A 19844-nucleotide genomic window follows, 5' to 3' on the forward strand; every position below is an offset into this window, starting at 1 on the left:
GGCGGGCCGCCCCCACACGTGGGGGCGGCCCGCGGCAGGGCAGCGGTGCGACTCAGGCGGTCTTCTCCGGGATCGGCACCCAGTTGAACTCGGGGCAGAACCGGGCGTAGGTGTTGAGCTTCCACTTCGCGTAGTCGTCGATGCGGCCGCTGCTGCGCAGCAGGTGCTTGACCCACAGGTGGCAGACGCGTTCCTCCTCGGTCATCGACTCGTCGATTTGGTCGAGCATCCGGCAGGCGACCGTGAAGTCCTCCTCGGTGAGAGCGGACAGGTCGACCTCAACGCCCTCGAGCTCGAAGCTGAAGACGAGCCGGGTCGTGGAGAAGGAAGTCTTCCGCTCCCCGAGGAAGGTCGCCCTGTCGGCGAGGACCTGCATCAGGTGGTCCCGGTCGTCCTCCGGGTAGCCGATGCCGAGATCAAGGTCGGACGTCTCCAGGTTGAGGCGGGTACCGAGGGAGCCGACGTCGCGGGGCTCGCGGCCGGTCAACTCGCGGATCATCTCGGAGGCTCGGGCCCGCAGGGCCAGCAGGTGCTCGTCGTGGACGCGCATGGAGGCGTAGAACGCCTGGGCCCGCGCGTACTCGGCGTCGGTGAAGTCGGCGCGGGTCGTCCAGCCGGCGGCCGTGATCGCGCTCAGGTCGAGTTCGGTGTGGGTGCTCACGCGCCCCACGATAGCCAGATTCGTCATGGTTCGTGGTGAAATCTCCTGAAGGGGGAGTAGCAGTGAAGGGTCTCGAACCTCGCAAGCTGGCAAGGGAGTTGACGATCAGCCCGGTGGCGATCGGCTGCTGGGCGATCGGAGGCCCCGGCCACAACTTGGGGCTGCCGATGGGGTGGGCGAACGCGGACGAGCGTGAGTCGCTGCTGGGGCTGCGCCGGGCGCACTACCTCGGCGCGAACTGCTTCGACACCGCCGACGTGTACGGGCACGGCCGCTCCGAGCGGCTGATCGGCAAGTTCCTGACCGGGGTGGACCGCGACAGTGTGGTCCTGACCAGCAAGGTCGGCTACTTCGCCGGCACCGCCGAGCACGCCTACGAGCGCACGCACATGCGGCACCAGCTCGAGACGACGCTGCGCAACCTGGGCACCGACCACCTGGACGTGTACTTCCTGCACAACAGCTCGTTCGGCGAGCGGGACCGCTACCTCGAGGGCGCGGTCGAGCAGATGCACGCCTTCCGGGAGCAGGGGCTGATCCGGGCTGTCGGGATGCGCGGCCCGCACCGGCTGGCGACCGACCGCCTCTCGGTGCCCGTGGGGGAGCGGGAGGACAAGCGGGCCCGCTTCCGCACCCTGTTCGACATCGTTCGGCCCGACTACCTGGCGGTGCGGTTCAACGCCCTGACCCCGCCGGCCCGGGACGGGGAAGAGGACCTGTTCGCGTTCGCCGCCGCCCGCGGTGTCTCGGTACTCGCGAACAAACCGCTGGGCCAAGGCCTGCTGCTCGGCAAGTACCACCCCGACCGGCCCCCGGTCTTCGGCGACGGCGACATCCGCCAGCGGAAAGCCTGGTTCACCGCCCCGTTTCTGCGGATCATCGACGACGGCCTGCAGCCGCTGCGCGAGCGCTTCGGCCCCTCGCAGGCGGATCTGGCCCGGGTCGCGATCCGGTACGTTCTCCAACACGCCGAGAACTGCGTCGCGTTGGTCGGATTCACCCGCGCCGAGCAGGTCGAGCAGAACCTGCTGTGCCTGGGTGACGAGCTCACCGGCGACGACATGGCGTTCATCCGTGAGACCACCGGCCGGCTCCAGCAGGACCTGGACGGCGCCGGGGAGGTCTTCCTCGACGAGCTGGAGAAGCCATGACGACCGCCGCGCCCGAGCAGGCCACGCTGTTCACGCATCGTTCCGCCGGCCACGAGCCCGCCGCCGACCAGCTGCGGCTGCTGACCTGGAACCTCCAGCACGCCTCGCCGGGGCGCACCGTGCGGCAGGTGGACTGGCTGGCTGGCCAGGAGGGCGCCGACGTCGCGGTGCTCACCGAGGTCTCCGGCGGGGCTGGCGGTGACACCCTGGTGCAGGAGCTGAGCGACGCCGGGTACCGGACCGTCATCGCCCCCTGGGGCGAGGGCGACCTGCGCACCGTCATCGCCTCCCGCCACGCGGCCATCAGCGCGGAGTCCGCCCCGGTGGAGTTCCTGCCCCACCGCTTCCCGCTCGCCTCCCTCACGGTCGCGCAGACACCGATCACGGTGGCCGGCCTGTACGTACCCTCCCGCGGGCCCCGGGAGCGCCGCAACGAGGCCAAGAGCGCCTTCCAGACCGCAGTCACCGAGGCGCTGCCCGCCCTCGCCGAACGAGGCCACCTGGTCGTCATCGCCGGCGACCTCAACGTCATCGAACCCGACCACACCCCGCCCCACCACGGCGTCTACGGCACGTGGGAGTACGACTTCTACCGCAGCTTCGCCCAGGCCGGCTTCACCGACGCCTTCCGCGCCCTGCACCCGAACGTCGTGGAGCACAGCTGGTTCGGACGCCGCTCCGCCGCAGGCTACCGCTTCGACCACGCCCTGATCACCGAAGCCCACCGCGCGCAGGTCCTCACCTGCACCTACCTGCACGAGCCCCGCGAGGCCGGCCTCAGCGACCACTCCGCCCTCCAGCTCACCATCGACCTGACAGGGGAACCCTCACCATGACCGCGACCGTCACCGACATCGACCCCACCACGCTGCCCACCCGCCGCCGCACCGACACCGTGCTCCTCATCGGCCCGAGCACGCTGCGCCACGAGGCCCTGGGGGCGACCGGCCGCGAGATGATCGCCGCCACCTTCAGGTCCACGGCCAACCCGTCGGACAACACCCTCGTCCTCACCGCCGACAACGCGGCCGCCTCCTACTACCGGATCGGCCCGCACGGCAGCCGCGGCAACGACACCTCCGCCACCCTCGGCCGCATCGCCCGGGCCTGCGACACCTTCGGCGACCTGGCCCCGCTGTTCCTCCTCACGGCGCTGCCCGACGGCCGCTGGCAGCCCTTCACCCAGCTCTCCTACGTCGGCTCCGAGCTGCTGTTCCTGCGCCTGGACGGCGAGCCCCTGCAAGGCGACCCCGCCAACCCGGCCACGGTCCGCGAGTGGACGGACGACCTCGCCGCCCGCCACCGCGCCCATGGCCCCCACCTCAACAACCACCAAAGGTGGTTCACCAACGCGCGCCCCGACACCGAGATCGAGCAGAAGTTCACCCTGCTCGGCGCCCCGGACATCTGGCGCCTGGCCCTCGAGGCCCGTGACCTGATCGGCGCCGGCAACCTGCCCGGCTGGATCCTGGAGCCCGGCGGCGGATTCGAACAGTGGGACTTCCTCAACCACCTGCATGCCATCAGCGGGCCGCCCGGCGAGGAAGGCCACATCGCCTACATCCCCGCGGTCAACGGCAGCTGGATCAGCCGCCGCAAGTGGGGCGCCGACGGCATCCAGCGGCGCGAGGTCCTCACCGAGGGCCTCGACCTCGGCCGTAGCCCCGACCTGCGGCAGATCATCGCCGACCACCACGGCGTCGACGTCGACTGGTCCGCCACCTACCGCCGGGTCCGCTACAACGTCCTGATGGAGGCCACCCGCACCGGCCACATCTTCTCCGTCATGTTCGACCGCTGCACCGTCCAGGACCGCCCCGACATCCCCGCCCTCCACCAGGCCGAGGTCGAGTACGTGCGCAGCCGCACCCTCACCCCCGCCGGCCCCGCCGACGGGCTCATGGACGACTTCGCTGCTCTCACCGACTGGACCAGGGCGTGGCTCGCCAGCCGAGCGATTCGTTGTACCGAGCACCACCTGTCCAAGGCGACCTGGCTGCGCACGCACCTCGCCACCTGACCACCAGGAGCCCCTCCCCGATGCTTCGCCTCTCCCTGTACGGCCTCACCGGATCCGGCAAGTCCCACGTCAGCAAACTGTTCGCCGACACCCTGCACCGCCGCGGACTCACCGTCGAGGTCGTCAAGCTCGCCCTGCCCCTCTACCGTGCGCAGGCCCACCTCTACCAGGAAGCCGGCCGCGAGATCGGCACCTGGGAACCCGACCAGGAGCTCCTGTGCGAGCTCGCCCGCCAGTACCGCCGCATCAACCCCGACTACCTCGTCGAGGACTTCCTGCGCCGCACCGCCGCCAGCACCGCGCAGGTCGTCATCAACGACGACCTCCGCGACGCCGCCACCGACTACCCCCGCATGGCCGCCGCCGGCTTCGACTTCGTCCGCATCACCTGCACCGACCCGGTGCGGCTGCGCCGTCTCGCCGCCCGCCCGGACCGCACCCAGTCGCCCGAGACCGACGCCACCTGGGGCTACGACCGCATCGTCCCGACCTGGACCCTCGACAACTCCGACGACGACACCCGCAGCGCGCAGCTGCAGGTGGAGGAGATCGTCGCCAAGTGGCTGGCCGCACACCACACCTGACCGCCCCGCCGGGCACCGCCCGGACCACAACGGAGGGGAACCCCCGTGACCACCATGCTCGTCCCCGCCCTGCCCACCACCGCGGAAAGCAGTCCCGCCACCGTCGGCAACAAGTTCGCCGCGCTGACCGCCGCCGCCGGCTCCACCCTCGTCCCGCCGGCCTGGTGCCTGCCCGTCCGGTGGTTCGAGGAAGCGCTCGGCCCGGACCGGCTGCGCCGCCTGCCCGAGCTGTTCGCCGACCTCACCACCACGGTCGGCAACGACCTGGTCGGCGCCGAGCGCGAACTCGCCAGCATCCTCGACGGCCTGGCCCTCACCCCGCGCATGCGCACCGTCATCGCCGGCGTACTCGCCCAGCTCGACGGCCCCGTCGCCGTCCGCTCCTCCACCACCGTCGAAGACGGACCTGCCGTCAGCCACGCCGGCCTCTACGAGTCCTACCTGCGCCTGGACAGCCTCGTCCAGGTCGAGGCCGCCATCCTCGCCTGCTGGCGATCCTTCTACGCCCTGCCCGCCGTCCTGGGCCGCCTGCGCGCCCACGACACCGACCCGGCGCCCCGCATGGCCGTCATCGTCCAGGCCATGGCAGACGCCCACCTGGCAGGCATCGCCTTCACCCAGCCCGACGGCACCGTCACCGTCGACGCCGTCACCGGAACCGCCGAGCACCTCGCCTCCGGCGCCGAAGCCGGCACATCGATCGACGTCCCCCCGAACTCCGCGGCCGCCGAGCCGTATGCCTCCGTCGCCGCCCTCGCCCTCAGCCTCAAGACCGTCTTCCGCCGCGACGTCGACATCGAATGGGCCTGGGACGGCAACAACGCCCAGCTCCTGCAGGTCCGCCCCCTCACCGCGCAGCTGCACCGCACCGCGCCGACCGGCCCCGTCTGCTCCGCCGCCAGCCTGTACTTCACCGACACCCTGCCCGCCGGCCTGGTCCTCGGCGACCTGGCCGACGTCTACCTCGCCATCACCACCAAACGCTCCCAGCCCTACCGCGCCGCCCGCGCGGCCGGCGTCGCCATCCGAGACGGCTGGATCCTCAGCATCAACGGCCAAGCGCTCAACGACCCCGCCCTGCGCCCGGCCTGCCTCACCGGTCTCACCGGCGACGTCGTGGTCGACCTCGGCCACGACCTGCGCCAGAACATCCTCCCGGCCGCCGGCCTTCTCGACTTCCTCTCCTCGGCGTGGGGCACGGCCGACGATCCCCTCACCGTGCACTCCGCGATCATCCGCCCGTTCATCCGCGGCCTCGCCGGCGCCGTCGCCCACCGCCAGGACGACGGCACCACCGCCATCGACCACTCCGCCGAGGGCCTGATGGACATCAACCGAGGCATGGCCGGCGTCGAGCAGATCCTCTGCCCCCCGCTGACCGACCCCCACGCCTGGAGCGCACTCACCCCGCCCGCTCCCTGGACAACCGAGGCCCTCCACACGATCGCCCGCTTCACCGACGTCCTCGACGCCGACATGCGCGGCGTCTACACCGAGTGGGTCATCACTGCGGACGGCCCGCAGTTCGTCGACCACACCGACCCCGGCACCGACCACGACACCGTCGTGCCCACCAGCGGCCGCATGATCAGCCCCGGCGCCGCCACCGGCCCGCTGCTCCGCATCCCGGACAGCGACGACCTCACCCGCCTCAGCACCGCCCCGATCATCAGCATGCGCTCGGTTGCCGACGCCCCCGCCAGCGACTTCGCCACCAAGCTGATCGCCGCGGTGCGCTCCCTCCCGGCCAAGCCCGTCATCTACGCCCGCCGCCCGTATGCGATCCTCTCCATCCTGATCGGCGACGTCGCCGGCATGGTCTTCGAGGACGGCGCCCGACTGTGCCACCTCGCAATCCTCCTGCGCGAGGCCGGCGTCCCGGCCGCCGTACTCGACGGCCCGCTGCCCGACGACGCCACCGTCGCCGCCCTCGACAACGGGTCCGTCCACACCCGCTGACAGCCGCAATTGCCCGGATCGCCTGCCGACTGGGCACCCCGGGCATAGCCTCGGCCGATGAACACCGATCACCAGCAGGGGGATGGCGTCGCCGGGCCCGGCGACGCCATCCCCCCGCAGCTCTTCCACGCTGCCCTGCCCAACTGGAAGGCGTGGGCAGCGCTCCACGTCCGCGACGAAGCCGGACGCATCCTGCTGCTCCACTCCGCCACCGGATGGGGCTGGCAGCACCCCGGCGGGCATGCCGATCAGGGCGAGCTGCCCCACGAAACCGCCGAGCGTGAGGTGCTGGAGGAAACCGGCCACAAGCTCTCGCCCGGCCCGCCCCTCGCGCTCGTCATCTCACCACCGCGCAACGGCGTACCTGCCCGCTTCGGCGTGGTCTTCGACGGCGGCGTCCTGACCCAGGATCAGGCAGAGCAGATCCGGATCGACCCCGGCGAGCACGACGAGTTCCACTTCGCCACCGTCGACGACTGGGCCCACCTTCTGCCGCCCGACGCCCATGTGCGCCTGCAGGCGTACGAAGCCGCGCGCTGCAGCGGCACCACCGCGTACCTCACCGACCTGGGGTAGCCCGCGCCGGTGGACGCGGGCGACATAGCCTCCCCGGCCACCTGCGCCGGTTCCCCCAAGAGGGCGGCCGCAGGTCGGCGCCCGTCCGCCATGCGCAGCCAGTGCCGTGCACCTCAGCCAGCGGACTACAGCGCCCGCTGGAGCAGCGCTCCGGCTGCAGCAGCGGCCAGCGCACCGATCAGCGCGGCCTGCCACGCCACCATGCCCTGACGCCGCGCCCACTGCTGGGCGCGAGCGTGTGCCAGCGACCCGGCCACGGCGACAACGAGCCTCTTCCCGTCCTTGTCCATCGAAATCACCTCCTTCTCCACCACCCGGCCCGCACGGGGCAAGCGCCGACGTTCCTCTGGTTAAGCGTCGCGTTCTACCCTGTTCCTGCGAGCGCCTACGGCCACGGTAGAGGCCCGGTATCGGCAATAAAAGACCTGGTCAGCAGGATGCAAGTTATCGACCCCGCAGCTGGGAGTACTTCGCTGCGCTGCGAGTTACAGCCCAGAAAACTGGGAGTTCTCACCGAGAGGATGGACCGCATGGACGAGGACGGTGTCGGCAGCGCGCTGGATGCCGAGGCACTGCGAGGCGCCGCAGCCGCCGAAGGCCACCAGGTCACCGACCGCATGCTGGAGACGTTCCGCAGCCAGCAGCTGCTGCCCCGACCCGAGCGGGCCGCCAACCGCGGCCGCCGACCCGTCTGGCACTACCCGCCCGGCACTGACCAGCAGCTCCTCGCTCTGCTCCGCTGGAGGGAGCACACCCGCGACGTCGACACCTTGCGCGTCCTGCTGTGGCTCGACGGCTACCAGGTCCCCACCCCCGCGGCCCGCGAAAGCCTCATCGCAACCCTCGACCGCTGGATGGCCACCCTCCACGACGCCATCGTCCAGCTCGACTCCACCAACGACCGTGACGCCGCGCTGACCGCCGCGGCCGCCACTCTGGCTGGCCGACGAGGACAGCACACCGTCCTGCCCCGCGACACCCGCCTCACTACCGCCCAACGCACCGACGCAGCCGAGCTCATGCTGCGCATTTTCGTCTTCGGCGAGGACACCGCGCCCGGTGAAGAGCAGGCGCTGGTGGTGGAAAAGGCGCTCGGTCTGGCACCCGGCCGACGCGACAAGGTGGCCGGAGCGGGTCCGTGGCTGACAGGCCCGGCGGCCGCACTGTTCGACGCCGGCCGCCTGGTGTCGCTCCCAGCACTGGCCGCCGCAGTCCACGGCGCCGACGACCAGACGCTGGAGATGGCCCGCACCGCCACCACCGCCCTGTTCAGGGCGCTTCCGCTGCTCGCCCGCCTGCTCACGGCGACGTCCGGGCAGGACAACCCTGCCGGCATGAAGGCCTTCGGGCGCATCGACGAGGACCCGAACTTCGTGCACCTCGCGCTGGCGATGGTCATCGCTCTCCAGAGCGAGGGCGGACCCTTCGCCGACAGCCTCTCCCAGGTCACTGACAGCCTCAACAGCGTCCCCGCTCTGGCTGCCGGTCTCGACCAGGTGATGGAGATGCCCCAGCCGGAGGTCACGGCGAACCTTGCCACCCTCCCGCCAGCCACGCGGGAGCAGGCCCACCGCCTCATCGATGCTGCCGCCCAGGGCGACCACCGTCGGCTTCCCCTGCCGCCCGAGCGTCCGCGGTGATCCCTCCCAGGGATCCGCGCACACGCCCGACGCCGCAGGCCCGAAGAGGGCGCCACCTGCCGAGCTGCCCCGTGCCCGCCTGCCCAGTGCGTGCCATATATGGGCAAAGGGCGTGACACGAACGGGGCTGAGGACTCACGTCCCCTGCGCACGATCCGATCTCCCCCTAGCGCGCAAGGGTGACCACACACTCGGGCGTCGCGGCCGGCCGGCGGAGCAGCAATCGGCCGACCGAGGGCGCGGCCCCGTGGCCCCGCGAACCCCCGTCGCGGCGAGGCCCGGGGCCGTTCCCCTTCACGGCACACATCACCAGGTGATGGGCACGGTGGCGCGGATCAGCTGGACCGTCGCCTGCGCCGTGAGCCGGCCGCCCTCCCCGCCAATCGACCGGCAGAACGTGACGAGCATCAGCAGGGCAGCTCCCCGACGCACCTCGGCCGGAGCCGTCTCCCACAGCTCTCGGGCTGGCGAGACGCCGTGCTCCCGGTACGCCGCCCAGATGCCGTAAACAAGGCTGGAGACCTGGTCGGGGGTGGCGGCCAGTTTGCCGAGCCTGGCCACGGCCTCCCTCTCACTGAGCCCGGGCAGCGGGCGGGCGACAGTCGGGCCGAGCAGGACCAACACGCCTTCCCACAGCGCGCCGTGCTGCTCCAGATCAGCCACGAGCTCGCGGCATGTGTCTGCAGATGGCGAGGCGATGATCGCCTCGACGGCGCGCTCGACACAGTCCTCGACGGAGGCAGTCGGCGCAGAAGAACTGGACGCCGCTAGGCGGGGACGGTCAGGTTCGCTGCTCATGGGTCCACACTCACACCTTTGGGCGGATCCTCACGAAACTCACGGTGGCGTGGCGGCCGGTACCGGCGGCGACTTCTACAGCCTGGGCACCGCCGGGGGCGGGACCTCCAGACCATGGTGCTGAAGGACGCTGGTGAAGAAGTCGGTGGCGAACGGGACGAGCGGTTGTGCTCGCAGCTCGTTCGTGGTGACACGCCAGACGTGGTAGCCCCGCAGCTTGAGGTCTCGATCGCCACGGACTGTGTCGTCGACGGCCTTGTCGGTGGCGTAGTGGTGCCGGCCGTCGACTTCCACGATGACCCGGACGCCGTTCGGCAGGAGGAGCAGGAAGTCCATCCTGTGGTTGATCAGCGCCGCTGCGCCGCGCTTCTCCACGGTCTTGGGGTCCCAGTGCAGCCAGACCTCGGGGAGCAGGGCCGGCATGTCCCAGTCCCGGCTGGCGAAGGCCGTGTAGTAGGCCTCGCCGAAGGCGCGCTGTGGTGAGATGTCGGACTTCGGTATCGAGTCGAGCAGTCGCTGGTACAGAGCTTTTCGGTCGGCCACTTCGTCGCCGGTGCCTCGTCGCGCCTGCCACCAGGTCATCAGGTCGCTCCACCGAAGGCCACCGGGTCCGACCTGTCGGTCGTAGACCAGGTATTTGTCGTCCGGGACGATCTCGAGGTCGTTGTCGAGGACGTCGGCCAGACGCATGTCGGGCTTGTCGAGCGTGGCGAAGACGAGGGTCTTGGGGCGTCGGGGTGCAGCAGTTCCGATCCGGACGAGGTCGAAAGTCGGGTAGCCCTCGCGCTCACCGCTCTGCTCCATCCGGATACCGATCCGGGCGAGCACGGGGTTGACCGCCGCGACGATTCGGTCCTGGGCCTCGGCGTCCGGCAGGAAGCTGGGGTTGACCAGGCCGAGCAGGAAGAACCGGAAGCGCACAGGAGCGGCCTCGTAGGCGCCCAACTGCTCGAAGAGCTCGTCCACCGACCAGTCGGAGTTCTTGAAGACGTGCTGGTGCAGAAGCGCCCGGCGGCTCGTCGCGGACTTCCCGGTCCAAGCGAGCATCGGGTCGTTGTCCAGATGCCAAACGATCTCCAGGAGCTCTTCGAACCTGTCGTGCCGGTGGACCAGGTCGTCGATGTCGAGCGCGGCCGCCAGCTCGCGCCGGACTCTGCCGGGGATCTCAATCTCGGACCAGGACGCGGCCCACACGAAGTCTTCCAGCAGGAACCGCTTCGGCCTATCGACCTGTGGTTGCTTCGAGAGGAGCAGCCGCTGGGCCAGCGGTAGAAGATCGTCGTCCGGTAGTGCGTCCAGGCAGCCCTGAAGACGATCGTGCTTGGTGGTCCCGTCATCGGGCGGCATCGGCAACCCGAACTGGACTCCGAACGCCGTCAGGTCCCGGTGGCTGCTTGAGTGCCAGCCGAGGATCACGTCGCTCACGGCTTCTCGCAAGGTCATCACGAGATCCACCCCCTTCGACGCGAGTCTTCCAGGCTCGACGGACATCAGGGGAGGCATGCGCGACTCCAGAGGTTGCCAATGTGGCCAACCGCCAGCTCGCCTGGACCCTCATGGTGGCCGGAGTCGGCCCACTTGCCGATGCCGCCCTTCACCTAAGCTCAGCGCTGCTGGGACTCGATCCGCCGAGCACCGACGTGCCGGCCTCCCGTGCCTGGTCCCCTGCTACGACAGGTGCCCTTCCTGCCAGTAGAGGATCTGGTGGGAGACCTTCGTCCAAGCCGCGTGTTCGGGGAGACCTGCGTTCTCGACCAGCGTGCGCACCTCGATCGCGTGGCGCAGTGCGTCGCGGCCCCGGCCGTCCTTGAGGGCGGCGCGGGCCTTCCCGATGAGTCCCGAGCCTTGGTCGCCGGCTCGCCGTTGGGCGGTCTCCACGACCGGCATGACATCGGTGAGGAACTCGGTGAGCAGTTCGTCCGACCACAATGCCCAACGGATCCGCGTCATCAGCCGGCTGATCAGCATGACGCCGGTCAGTACGAGAACTCCGTGAACCAGGCCAAGCCAGATGGAGGGCTTCCCCGAGACGACGCCGAGGGCCGCGTAGCAGGCGGGCATCATCGCGCCCACGGCGAACACCAGGCCGAAAAGGATGACCTTCTCGGTCGCTCCGGCCGTGCTCGTCCCCCGGGCCTTGCCGCCCCGGGCCCGTGCAACAGCGACTGCGACACAGGCGACGACTCCCAGCCATCCCAGGGTGAGAGCGAGGCTCAGCAGAATCACAGACGTACCTCTCCAGGCTCCAAAGCGGCTGCAGGACCAGGCGCGATACCCGCTAACCGAGTGGCCGCAGTCTAGCGACGGCTCCCGACAACAAGGCCTTGCCGCCAGCCCAGGCGGCCGGCCCAGCAGGGTCTCCGGCGGCGCACGCGCTGGGGCGTGTGACCTGCGCAGTACGCCGGTGGCGGGCGACACCGAGATGCCCGTTCGCAACACTGGGCGCTGTGGTGGAGACGGAAGGAACGATGCCGCGGGGTCGGGCCCGTATCGGCGTCATTGGGACCATCCTGCTGCTGGCCGCAGCGGTGTGGTGGTCCATCAACGTGCCGTACGCGGCGGCCGGGCTTGCCACTGCCGGCACGGCGTGGCCCTTCAACTGGCTCGCGGCGATCTTCATCCCCCTAGCGGGAGCGTCCTACGCGGCGACTCTGGCGCGCAGCGAGGCGGCGGGGCAACGCGTCGGCGGCCGCCGTCTGGTCACGGTGGTGCTGATCTCCGCCATGTCCCTCAGCTGCGCCGCGCTCTCGTACCCGGTCGACCACCCCGGCCATGGCTCCTGGTCTACCGCCCTGTACATGGGCGGACTCGATGCCGGGTTCGCCTACGCGGTTCCCCACCTGGTCCTGGCGCAGGCCCGTTCGAGGGCATCATCGAGGGCCTCTCTGGCGGCCTGATCGCGCACCTTGTACCGCCGCCGCGTATGCCGAGTCCGGCTGTTTCACGGGCCAGGTCGGCGCCGCTACCGTAGGGAGGGTGGGTCTCCGGCCGGAGGTCCGCAGGCGGATGTGGACCGAGGCGGACGGTGAGCGCAAAGCCCATCGCGTAAGCGGATGTGAACCACGAGGCCGCGCTGAAGTACGCCGTGCAGCTCATCGACCACTGGTGGGCCCAGGTCATCCAGACCGGACCGAAACACCGTGCGACCAGATGCCCGCGCTGCGATCATCGAGGCGGCCGAGTGGCGCCGGATATAGGTGAGGGCAGTTGGAGAGCAGCAAGACGGTGCGGGCTGTCGTCCTGGACCACAAGGCCGTCTTCAGGCCGGGCACGACCAGGCCTTATCCGGGCATCGACGCGCTGCTCTCCTGGATCGCCCAGCAGGGCCTGTCCTGGGTGCTGCTCTCGAACGACCCCTTCGACGCGGGGGGCGCTTGCGCTGCGGCCGGCCTGCCCGTGCCCGTGCTCCACCTGACCCGGGACGACATCCCCGATCGTAAGGCCCGCGGCAGCGGCCTGTGGCTGACCACGGCCGCCGTACGGCTCGGGCTGCGCTGCAATCAGCTTCTGATGGTCGGCACCACCGAGTGGGACTGGTTCACCGGCATCTGGGCCCACGTGCTGTACGTCCACGCCCGGTGGGCCGACGAGGCGAGGAAGCCGGTCCTCGCGCTGATGGCCGGGCACCCGGGTGGGGTCCGCTCCCTGCTGGAGCACTGTCTCCTGGCCGAGCCGCAGTTCGCCTTCGCCCTCGACAACGACGCCCTCTCGTTCCGCCTTCGCGCGCTGCTGCCTCCGAACGTCCGCCTCCCCGCCACCCGGCCCACGTCGTTCGAGCTCCAGGACGTCTTCACCCGCGACATCCCGGTCACCATCGCCGGCCGGAGCGGACGCGATCTCCTCATGCTGTACTTGCTGTGCTCCGCGTACCTCGACGGCACTCTCCCGGGCGGGCGCGACACCTGGTTCTGTGTCTACCCCAGCAGCACTCCCGGCAGGGTCAGCCCCCAGCTCGCTGAGTATCTCGAGCGCGCCAAGGTCGTCGTCGGCGCCTTCTACAAGGGCGATCTCCTGCAGCGCGTCGTCCAGGCCCCGGACACCAGCATCGAGCGCTGGAAGGCCAGCAAGGGCAGGCCCGCCGCAGACATCTCGATCGCGACCCAGGCCCAGACCGTCCGTGTCAACCCCGACTACCGGGGAAAGATCAGCGGCAAGACGGTCGTGGTCTTCGACGACTTCACCACCACCGGCATGTCTCTGGACTGGGCCCGCACCCTGCTCACCACGGCGGGCGCCGCCCAGGTCATCGTCCTGACCGTCGGCAAGTACCCCAAGCCGCACACCTACTACACACCCAACCCCGACGTCTCGATCGACCCGTTCACCACGAACCCGTTGACCTTCGCCGACTTCACGACCACCACCGTCGACCCCGGCACCGGCCCGGGCCCCGAAGTAGCGCTGCGCCGCTCTTTCGAGCTGATCGTCGCCAGCCCTGCCGCCGAAGCTGCAGCGCCAGCCTCGGGCAGTGCGGTGCCCGCCGCCTCTGCTGCAGCCACCGCACCGACGGGACCGAACCCAGCGCAAATCAGCCGTCCCGCTGTCCAAGGGCGTACCTACCCACAGCCCCCGTACACGGCGCGCGAGCACCACCTGAGCGAGCAACTAAAGCGGCTCCAGGCCCAGGGGCGCCTCACCTGGGTCTGGTCCGGGGAGTTCGATATCCCGTGGGACGCGGATCCCGGACCGACGTGGTGGATCAGCGCGTCCGGGCATACCGAGGCGTGGTACGACATCGAGGCGGCCGAGCGGGTCGTTGCCGCAGTGAGCGCGGCGGCGGGCATCGCCTGGACGCCCGTGGCCCCGGCCGGGAGGACGGGGTCTTCCGCGTTCGGCCAGCCCGCCCCGCTCGGCGGCCGCATGTGGCCGCGGCCCCCGTACACGACGCCCCGCGAGCGTCACCTCGGCGAGCAGCTCGACCGGCTCCAGCTCCAGCGGCGCCTGACGTGGATCTGGACCGGAGCCAACGTCTTCGTCGGGCGCCAGAGCGGGGACTCCGGTCTGTGGTGGATCGCCGGGCTCGGGCATCCCGATCAGCACCACGAGATTGAGGCAGCCGAGCAGATCGTCACCGCCGTGAGCGCGGCGGCCGGCATCGCCTGGCAGCCAGCGTCCCCGGCAGGCGCAAACCAACCCGCCCCGCCCCTCGCAGCCGGCCCTGTAAACGCCCCTGTCCGTCCCGCTCCACAGGGCCGGATGCTGCCCATGCCGCCCTACCGCATGGCCCGCCAGCGTCACCTCGGCGAGCAGCTCGACCTGCTCCAGCAGCTGGGCCACCTGACGTGGAGGGGCAGCTTCGTCATTCCGCACGGGCGCACCAGTACGACCGCCCTTTGGTGGATCACCTTCCCCGGTCGTCCCGAGCAGTGGCACGAGACCAGGGAAGCCGAATTGGTCGTGGCAGGCGTCTGTGCGGCGGCCAGCATCATCTGGGAGCCGGTGGCCAGCCCTGGCGGAGAGAACCAGCGCGCCGAGGCCCTGCAGAAGATGGCGGCACGGCGCGCAGCCCAGTCCTAAGACGACGGGTCAGTGCCACGGCACGCGGGCGAGGACCAGGCCGCGGACCTCCGCGGCGCCATGCGCGAGGAGGAACCGGGCGACGGTCGTCATCTGCGCGCCGGTGGTGAAGACGTCGTCGACGAGGAGCAGGCACAGGCCGTCGACCGGTCGGTGGAGTTCGAGGGCGGCCGCGTGCTCCTCGGCAGCCGCCCACTTGCTGCCCCACGAGGTTCCGGCCCCGGCGGACGCGGCGGTGGCCCGGGTCTTGGTGAGCACCGGGCGGTCCGGGTCAGCGATGGGCCAGCGGCCGGTGCGGTTCGCCTCGCTGCTCCCGCGCATAATCTCCTCGACGTGCTGGGGCTGGCGGTCCGGCGCAGTCGGGTTGCCGAGGATGAAGTCGATGTCGGCGACCTGGTCGGCGTGGTTGTCGAGCCATCCGATGATCAGGCGCCCGTAGATCTTCGCCCAGCCGAGGCGCCCGTCGTACTTGAGCCGGGGGAGGGTCTCCCGCATCGCCCCCTCGTACATCGCCACGGCGTCGACGCGCGTGAAGTAGCGGCGGTCCTGCGGCCACCCGCAGATCCTGTTCCCGCACACCGTCCCGGGCCCGGTCAGCGCCTGGCTGCAGACCAGGCAGTGCGCTTCGGCGACCTGCGGCAGAGTTGCCGTGGCACAACGCGCGCAAATCTCCGGCGCACCGTTGTTGACGTACGCGCAGCGGGGGCAGTTCGGGAATCCGAGAGGTTCAGGGGAGGCGCTCGATCCGGTCACAGGCCGGCCAGCGCGAGCTGGAGCCGCTGCTGTCCGGCCTGCTGCGCCTGCGCGGCGCTGCCCAGGCGGCCGAGGACGTCCTCGAGCTCGGCGACCTCGATCGCCCGGCCGTCGGCGAGCATCTTCTTGGCCCAGGGTTCCTGGTCGGCGAGCGAGCGGAGCAGGAAGACGAGCTTGCCGTGCTCGGCCGCGAGCCGTGCCTGCATCTTGGCCCCGGAGGTGCTGGACGCCTCGATCACGACGCTGCCCATGGTGCAGCCACTCGTGACGACGTTGCGCCGGGGGAAGGTGTAGGTGGCGGGGGGCAAGGTGGGCCAGAACTGGGAGAGCAGGGCGCCGCCCTGGTGGACGATGGCGGCCGCGAGGTCCTTGTTCTGGGCCGGGTAGATCTTGGCGGCGATGCCGGTGCCCATGACGGCGACGGTGCGGCCGCCGGCGGACAGCGCAGCGGCGTGGGCAGCGGTGTCGATGCCCTTGGCCAGGCCGGAGTAGACGACGACGTCCGCCTCTACGAGGCCGCGGGTCATCCGGGCGGCGCGGCGCAGGCCGTTGTCCGAGGCGCCGCGGGTGCCGACCACCGCCACCGAGCGGCCGTCCCGTTCGGAGAGCTCGCCCAGGTAGAACAGGAACGGTGGGAGGTTGTGCACCAGGCGAAGGTTCGCCGGGTACGCCGGGTCCAGCACCGTGACCAGGCGGGCGCCGCAGTTCTCGGCGGCCTCCAGTTCGGCGTCGACCCGGTTGCGGGCCTCAGCGAGCCCCGGCAGCGCAGCGAGCAGGACGGGTAGGCTCTTGCGCGACGCCGCCGACAGCTCGGAGAACTGCCCGCTCAAGACGGTCTCGATACCCCCCGGGGTCTGGCAGGTCCGCGCGAGCAGGCTCCAGTCGACGGAAGCGTCGTCGGCACGCAGTGCACAGAGCGCCAGCAGGTCGCGGTGCGCCCCGGTGAGTTCCGATGGGAGGTGTCCCTGTGTAGGCGCGGGCTCGGTCATGATCATTCCTTCTACTCGCGGCCCGGGGTGTTCGAAGGGTTGTGCAGCGGAGACTTGGGCCTCGATCCATCATGGCGCACCCCACTGACGGGGCCTACTCAGGCCCAGCAGGTACCCAGATTCGTCTGGTCCGCGCGTCGGGCCCGACGGTGCCCCGCCCCTGGACCCTGGGCACAGCTCGTCATCCCGTGCTGGCCGGGCGTCCCGCAACCGGCGCCAACCCCCATCGCGAAGACCGGGTCGGTGACGTACTGAACGGTGCGCGAGTCGCCCGTTGCTGAAGGCGAACTTGATCACGGGGCAAGGGCCATGCTCGCTCGAGATGCTGCACAGGCAGACGGATTTCACTGGTTGTGCCTCCGCTGTCACTCCCTGCCCTTAGTGTCCGGGTGGATTCCTCGCGGAGTCGACCCCCTTGCCGTGGTGGTGGACCCGGACACGGCTGGCCTCCGATGTAGGCCAGATGCCTCATGTCCGCTGGTGCGGAGGCAGCAGGAGGGGCGGCATGACCGCCCCGTGCCTGACTGCCAGCCGGTGCTGCAGGGGGAGCGGCGCACCGCGGGAGGCGGATACGACAGCCAACGGCTGCCGTGTCGTCCGACCTACGGTGAAGGAGAGCCACTAGTGGCCGATGAACTGGTTGACGATGACTACCCGGACGACGTCGATCCGGCGCTGGCCGCCGCACGCGACTGGGGCGTGGCCGACGCCCCCAAGGCGACCCGTCGGAAGAAGAAGTTCCAGAAGCTGATCGAAGCCGGTGCCCTGATGCTTCACCCCGATCATCTGGAGTTTCTGGCCTATGTCCAGAACTGGGCGGAGGTGGAGCGCACGCTTCCCACGTTCAGCGCCAAGTCCGGCCGCTACCGGGACAGGGTCCGGCCGATGCGGCTCGGCAAGTACCGGGTGTACTGCCTGGACCTGATGCTGCCGACGATCGCCACCGTGCAGCAGCTGATGAACTACCGTACTCGGCAGGGGCGTTCCCTGCGCGATGTCCCTGACGCCTTCCGGCCGGTGTCGCGCAGCCACGCCCTTCTGGACGGTGACGGCTCCCCGGTCGTGGGGGTTATGCACACGTACCACTCCTCTGTCGGACTCCTCAACGAGCTGCACAAGGCGTCGCAGCAGCTGAGAGAGTCGCGGCAACGGGAGCGCGGCTGGGAGCCGCTGCGGGACGCGGTACTGAGTGTCGGTGTCGAGAACGGCGGCCTGTGGTTGCAGACGGTTTTCGCTCCGGCCAGGGCTGACGGTGCGCCGGACTGGGAGCGGGCCCAGGGAGCGCTCGCTCCGGCGGATGCCGCCAGCCGCAAGGCCGTCTGCGACTCCTGCGTCGATCCGGACGGCAAGCTCGCCACCGTTCCCGTGCTCAAGCCGCGCCGCTCCGACATCTACGGGGGCACGGAGAAGGATCCCTCCGGTTTGATCAGCGTCCCCGAAGCGGTGGCGGTCCACCTGGCCAAGGCTAAGGCCAGTGTCGCCAGCTACGACTTCGTCGAGGACCTGCCGGACGAGGCCCGTGAGCTGCTGCACACGACGGTGATGCCCGTCCGGCTGGCGTACAGGGTCACCGACTCCCGTGGCCGCGATGTCCGGCTGGACGGCCCGGCTCTCTTCCGCGCCATCCAGCAGCACTTCCACGGGCCCGAGCACCTCGGGCACCCGCCAGCCGAGGCGGAGCGGCTCGTGGCCGATGACGTGTACGCGGCACTCCGTCGCGCCATGGAGGAGGGCGCTTTCGAGGCCGTCGCGCCTGCGGACGGCTGCCCGGCGCGGGTGGCGTGGACCCCTGCGCTCTTGGACGCGGTGTGCGGCGAGGGCCCGAAGGATGCCCTTGCCGAGATCGGGCTGCCCCCCACCTGGCAGGGCGCTGTGGCCGCCGCACTGATGCTGGTCTTCGGTGACGGGCCGGAGCGGGCCGTCATCGGCAAGGCTCTCAAGTCGCGGCCCCAAGGAGGAAGGTACGGCGACCGGCTGGACGAGCGCCGGCTGTCGCTCCTGCGCGAGTGGGTCTTCGGTGAGCTTGCGGTCAACCGCCGCGCGTTCGATCAGGTCGACGCGAAGGCCCTCTTCGAGGACCCGCTGAGGGCCTGGAACGGTGACACCGGCGAGCTGGTGGAGCGAATCCGAACCGCTGATGCCACCGTTACCGAGACGGCCCTGTTCGGGGTGCTGGCCACCGTGGCGGCCGCCCGCCACGGGATGCAGGTCGTCGACATCGGCTCCCGGCAGGAGGCCCGCGGCTTCGCGAGCGTCAAGGCCTACCAGGCACTCCGCGGACGCCTGGTACGGACCGCACCCACCTCGGAGCCGCGCCTCGAGTTCCTTGGCTGCGGCCCGGTGTATCTGCGGGCCCTGCTCACGGACCAGCTGCTTCTCCAGGACCCGACCCCGGACATCGTGGACGGCATCCAGGCGCAGGCTCCGACGGTCGCGGGCTGGCGGACGTGGGCGGCGGGCAAGACCGGGAAGCTCTCTGCGGACGGAAGCCCGGTCGAACCCCGGCGGGAGCGTGCGGCGTTGACCGACGATGCCGGCGGCCTTCTCCAGAACTCTGACGGGACGGTGTGCTACGAGCTGATCGACGTGCCGCAGCTCGCGCCCGCCGACTTCCTTGACCAGTTCTCCACCCAGGCGCTGACGCGCCGCGCGAAGGAGAGCGAGGCCGCTGCCGAAGACCTGCAGACGGGTCGCCCCCTCAGCGCGGACGAACGGGCCACGGACGCCCTCGACGAGGCCGGGAAGCTTCTGCCCGCACTCGGTCGGGAGATCGGCAAGCTCGAGGGGATCCAGGACGAGGGCTTCGTCTTCGACGCCGCCCAGCGAGACCGGCTCGCGCGGCTTGCTCTCGACGTGCGTGGTGCCGGACAGCCGGACCGGACGGCTGTCGGCGGCCGGATCGACGCGCTGGTGCGCACCGCGCACGATCGGGAAGGCCAGTTCCTGCTCGTCCAGGAGACGGTTGCCCTGGGCAACCGGGCTGCGGCAGCCGACCTTGATGACGAAGACGGCGGACAGGAGGAGGAGTTTCTCCTCACGGGGAAGGACGGCCGGTGAGCCGTACTGTCCTTACCTCCTCGCTGTGGCAGGCGATGAGCGACCGAGCCGGCAGGTGGCGACTCCGCCATGACCCGGTGGCGCACCCGATCGCCAAGCTCCCCGAAGTCGACGCTGCCCGATGTGTCTACGTGCCCCT

Annotated in this window: 17 protein-coding genes; 10 read left to right on the forward strand and 7 right to left on the reverse strand. The window is 70.5% G+C overall.

Going from position 1 to position 19844, the window contains the following annotated elements:
* Window positions 1–52: 52 nt before the first annotated feature.
* Entirely contained in the window at window positions 53–661 is a 609-nt protein-coding gene (locus IE98_RS0130010; protein WP_234443731.1) for a hypothetical protein, read from the reverse strand.
* 62 nt (window positions 662–723) lie between these two features.
* Between IE98_RS0130010 and IE98_RS0130015 the strand changes: the two genes are divergently transcribed.
* The 6 genes from IE98_RS0130015 to IE98_RS0130040 are packed head-to-tail and all read left to right on the forward strand — an operon-like array spanning window position 724 to window position 6951.
* Complete coding sequence (locus tag IE98_RS0130015) at window positions 724–1812, forward strand: aldo/keto reductase (protein ID WP_030274346.1); 1089 nt, start codon at window positions 724–726, stop codon at window positions 1810–1812.
* Window positions 1809–2648 (forward strand): endonuclease/exonuclease/phosphatase family protein, encoded by an 840-nt coding sequence (locus IE98_RS0130020; protein WP_030274347.1) that lies wholly within the window; start codon window positions 1809–1811, stop codon window positions 2646–2648. The genes IE98_RS0130015 and IE98_RS0130020 overlap by 4 nt, the downstream gene beginning before the upstream one ends.
* Window positions 2645–3832: a hypothetical protein gene (locus tag IE98_RS0130025; RefSeq protein WP_030274349.1), complete on the forward strand. Its 1188-nt coding sequence runs from the start codon at window positions 2645–2647 to the stop codon at window positions 3830–3832. Before IE98_RS0130020 ends, IE98_RS0130025 begins: the two co-directional genes overlap by 4 nt.
* Window positions 3833–3852: 20 nt before the next feature.
* Entirely contained in the window at window positions 3853–4416 is a 564-nt protein-coding gene (locus IE98_RS0130030) for a hypothetical protein (RefSeq protein WP_030274351.1), read from the forward strand.
* A 54-nt stretch (window positions 4417–4470) separates the two neighbouring features.
* Window positions 4471–6375, forward strand: a complete 1905-nt coding sequence (locus IE98_RS0130035; protein WP_234443734.1) for a PEP/pyruvate-binding domain-containing protein — start codon at window positions 4471–4473, stop codon at window positions 6373–6375.
* A gap of 57 nt (window positions 6376–6432) precedes the next feature.
* The gene (locus tag IE98_RS0130040; RefSeq protein WP_052391150.1) at window positions 6433–6951 is read left to right on the forward strand and encodes an NUDIX domain-containing protein; all 519 of its coding nucleotides are present in this window, start codon (window positions 6433–6435) and stop codon (window positions 6949–6951) included.
* 125 nt (window positions 6952–7076) lie between these two features.
* Here IE98_RS0130040 and IE98_RS0130045 read toward each other — a convergent pair whose 3' ends face one another.
* A complete protein-coding gene (locus IE98_RS0130045; protein ID WP_159401115.1) occupies window positions 7077–7250 on the reverse strand; it encodes a hypothetical protein in 174 nt (57 codons plus the stop codon).
* A 231-nt stretch (window positions 7251–7481) separates the two neighbouring features.
* Here IE98_RS0130045 and IE98_RS0130050 point away from each other — a divergent pair, with 231 nt between their 5' ends.
* Complete coding sequence (locus IE98_RS0130050; RefSeq protein WP_030274359.1) at window positions 7482–8591, forward strand: hypothetical protein; 1110 nt, start codon at window positions 7482–7484, stop codon at window positions 8589–8591.
* 306 nt (window positions 8592–8897) lie between these two features.
* Here the strand turns inward: IE98_RS0130050 and IE98_RS0130055 are convergent, their stop codons facing one another.
* From IE98_RS0130055 to IE98_RS0130065, 3 genes are all read right to left on the reverse strand, one after another.
* A complete protein-coding gene (locus IE98_RS0130055; protein ID WP_030274361.1) occupies window positions 8898–9389 on the reverse strand; it encodes a hypothetical protein in 492 nt (163 codons plus the stop codon).
* A 75-nt stretch (window positions 9390–9464) separates the two neighbouring features.
* Window positions 9465–10832, reverse strand: a complete 1368-nt coding sequence (locus IE98_RS0130060) for a hypothetical protein (RefSeq protein ID WP_159401116.1) — start codon at window positions 10830–10832, stop codon at window positions 9465–9467.
* Between the two features lie 225 nt (window positions 10833–11057).
* Window positions 11058–11615, reverse strand: coding sequence for a hypothetical protein (locus tag IE98_RS0130065; RefSeq protein ID WP_030274364.1), 558 nt, complete (start codon window positions 11613–11615; stop codon window positions 11058–11060).
* Window positions 11616–11857: 242 nt separating this feature from the next.
* Here IE98_RS0130065 and IE98_RS0130070 point away from each other — a divergent pair, with 242 nt between their 5' ends.
* Window positions 11858–12286: a hypothetical protein gene (locus IE98_RS0130070; RefSeq protein ID WP_030274366.1), complete on the forward strand. Its 429-nt coding sequence runs from the start codon at window positions 11858–11860 to the stop codon at window positions 12284–12286.
* A gap of 310 nt (window positions 12287–12596) precedes the next feature.
* Window positions 12597–14906, forward strand: coding sequence for a hypothetical protein (locus tag IE98_RS0130075; RefSeq protein WP_030274368.1), 2310 nt, complete (start codon window positions 12597–12599; stop codon window positions 14904–14906).
* A 9-nt stretch (window positions 14907–14915) separates the two neighbouring features.
* Here IE98_RS0130075 and IE98_RS46950 read toward each other — a convergent pair whose 3' ends face one another.
* Both IE98_RS46950 and IE98_RS0130085 read right to left on the reverse strand, forming a co-directional pair.
* Window positions 14916–15416 carry a ComF family protein gene (locus IE98_RS46950; protein WP_234443735.1) on the reverse strand — a complete coding sequence of 167 codons (501 nt, stop codon included), beginning with the start codon at window positions 15414–15416 and terminating at the stop codon, window positions 14916–14918.
* A gap of 239 nt (window positions 15417–15655) precedes the next feature.
* Window positions 15656–16648: a DNA-processing protein DprA gene (locus tag IE98_RS0130085; protein ID WP_078661409.1), complete on the reverse strand. Its 993-nt coding sequence runs from the start codon at window positions 16646–16648 to the stop codon at window positions 15656–15658.
* A gap of 624 nt (window positions 16649–17272) precedes the next feature.
* Here IE98_RS0130085 and IE98_RS0130090 point away from each other — a divergent pair.
* Window positions 17273–19705 (forward strand): hypothetical protein, encoded by a 2433-nt coding sequence (locus IE98_RS0130090; RefSeq protein WP_030274374.1) that lies wholly within the window; start codon window positions 17273–17275, stop codon window positions 19703–19705.
* Window positions 19706–19844 lie beyond the last annotated feature (139 nt).

It is taken from the genome of Streptomyces sp. NRRL B-24484 (assembly GCF_000717715.1).
Classification (GTDB): domain Bacteria; phylum Actinomycetota; class Actinomycetes; order Streptomycetales; family Streptomycetaceae; genus Kitasatospora.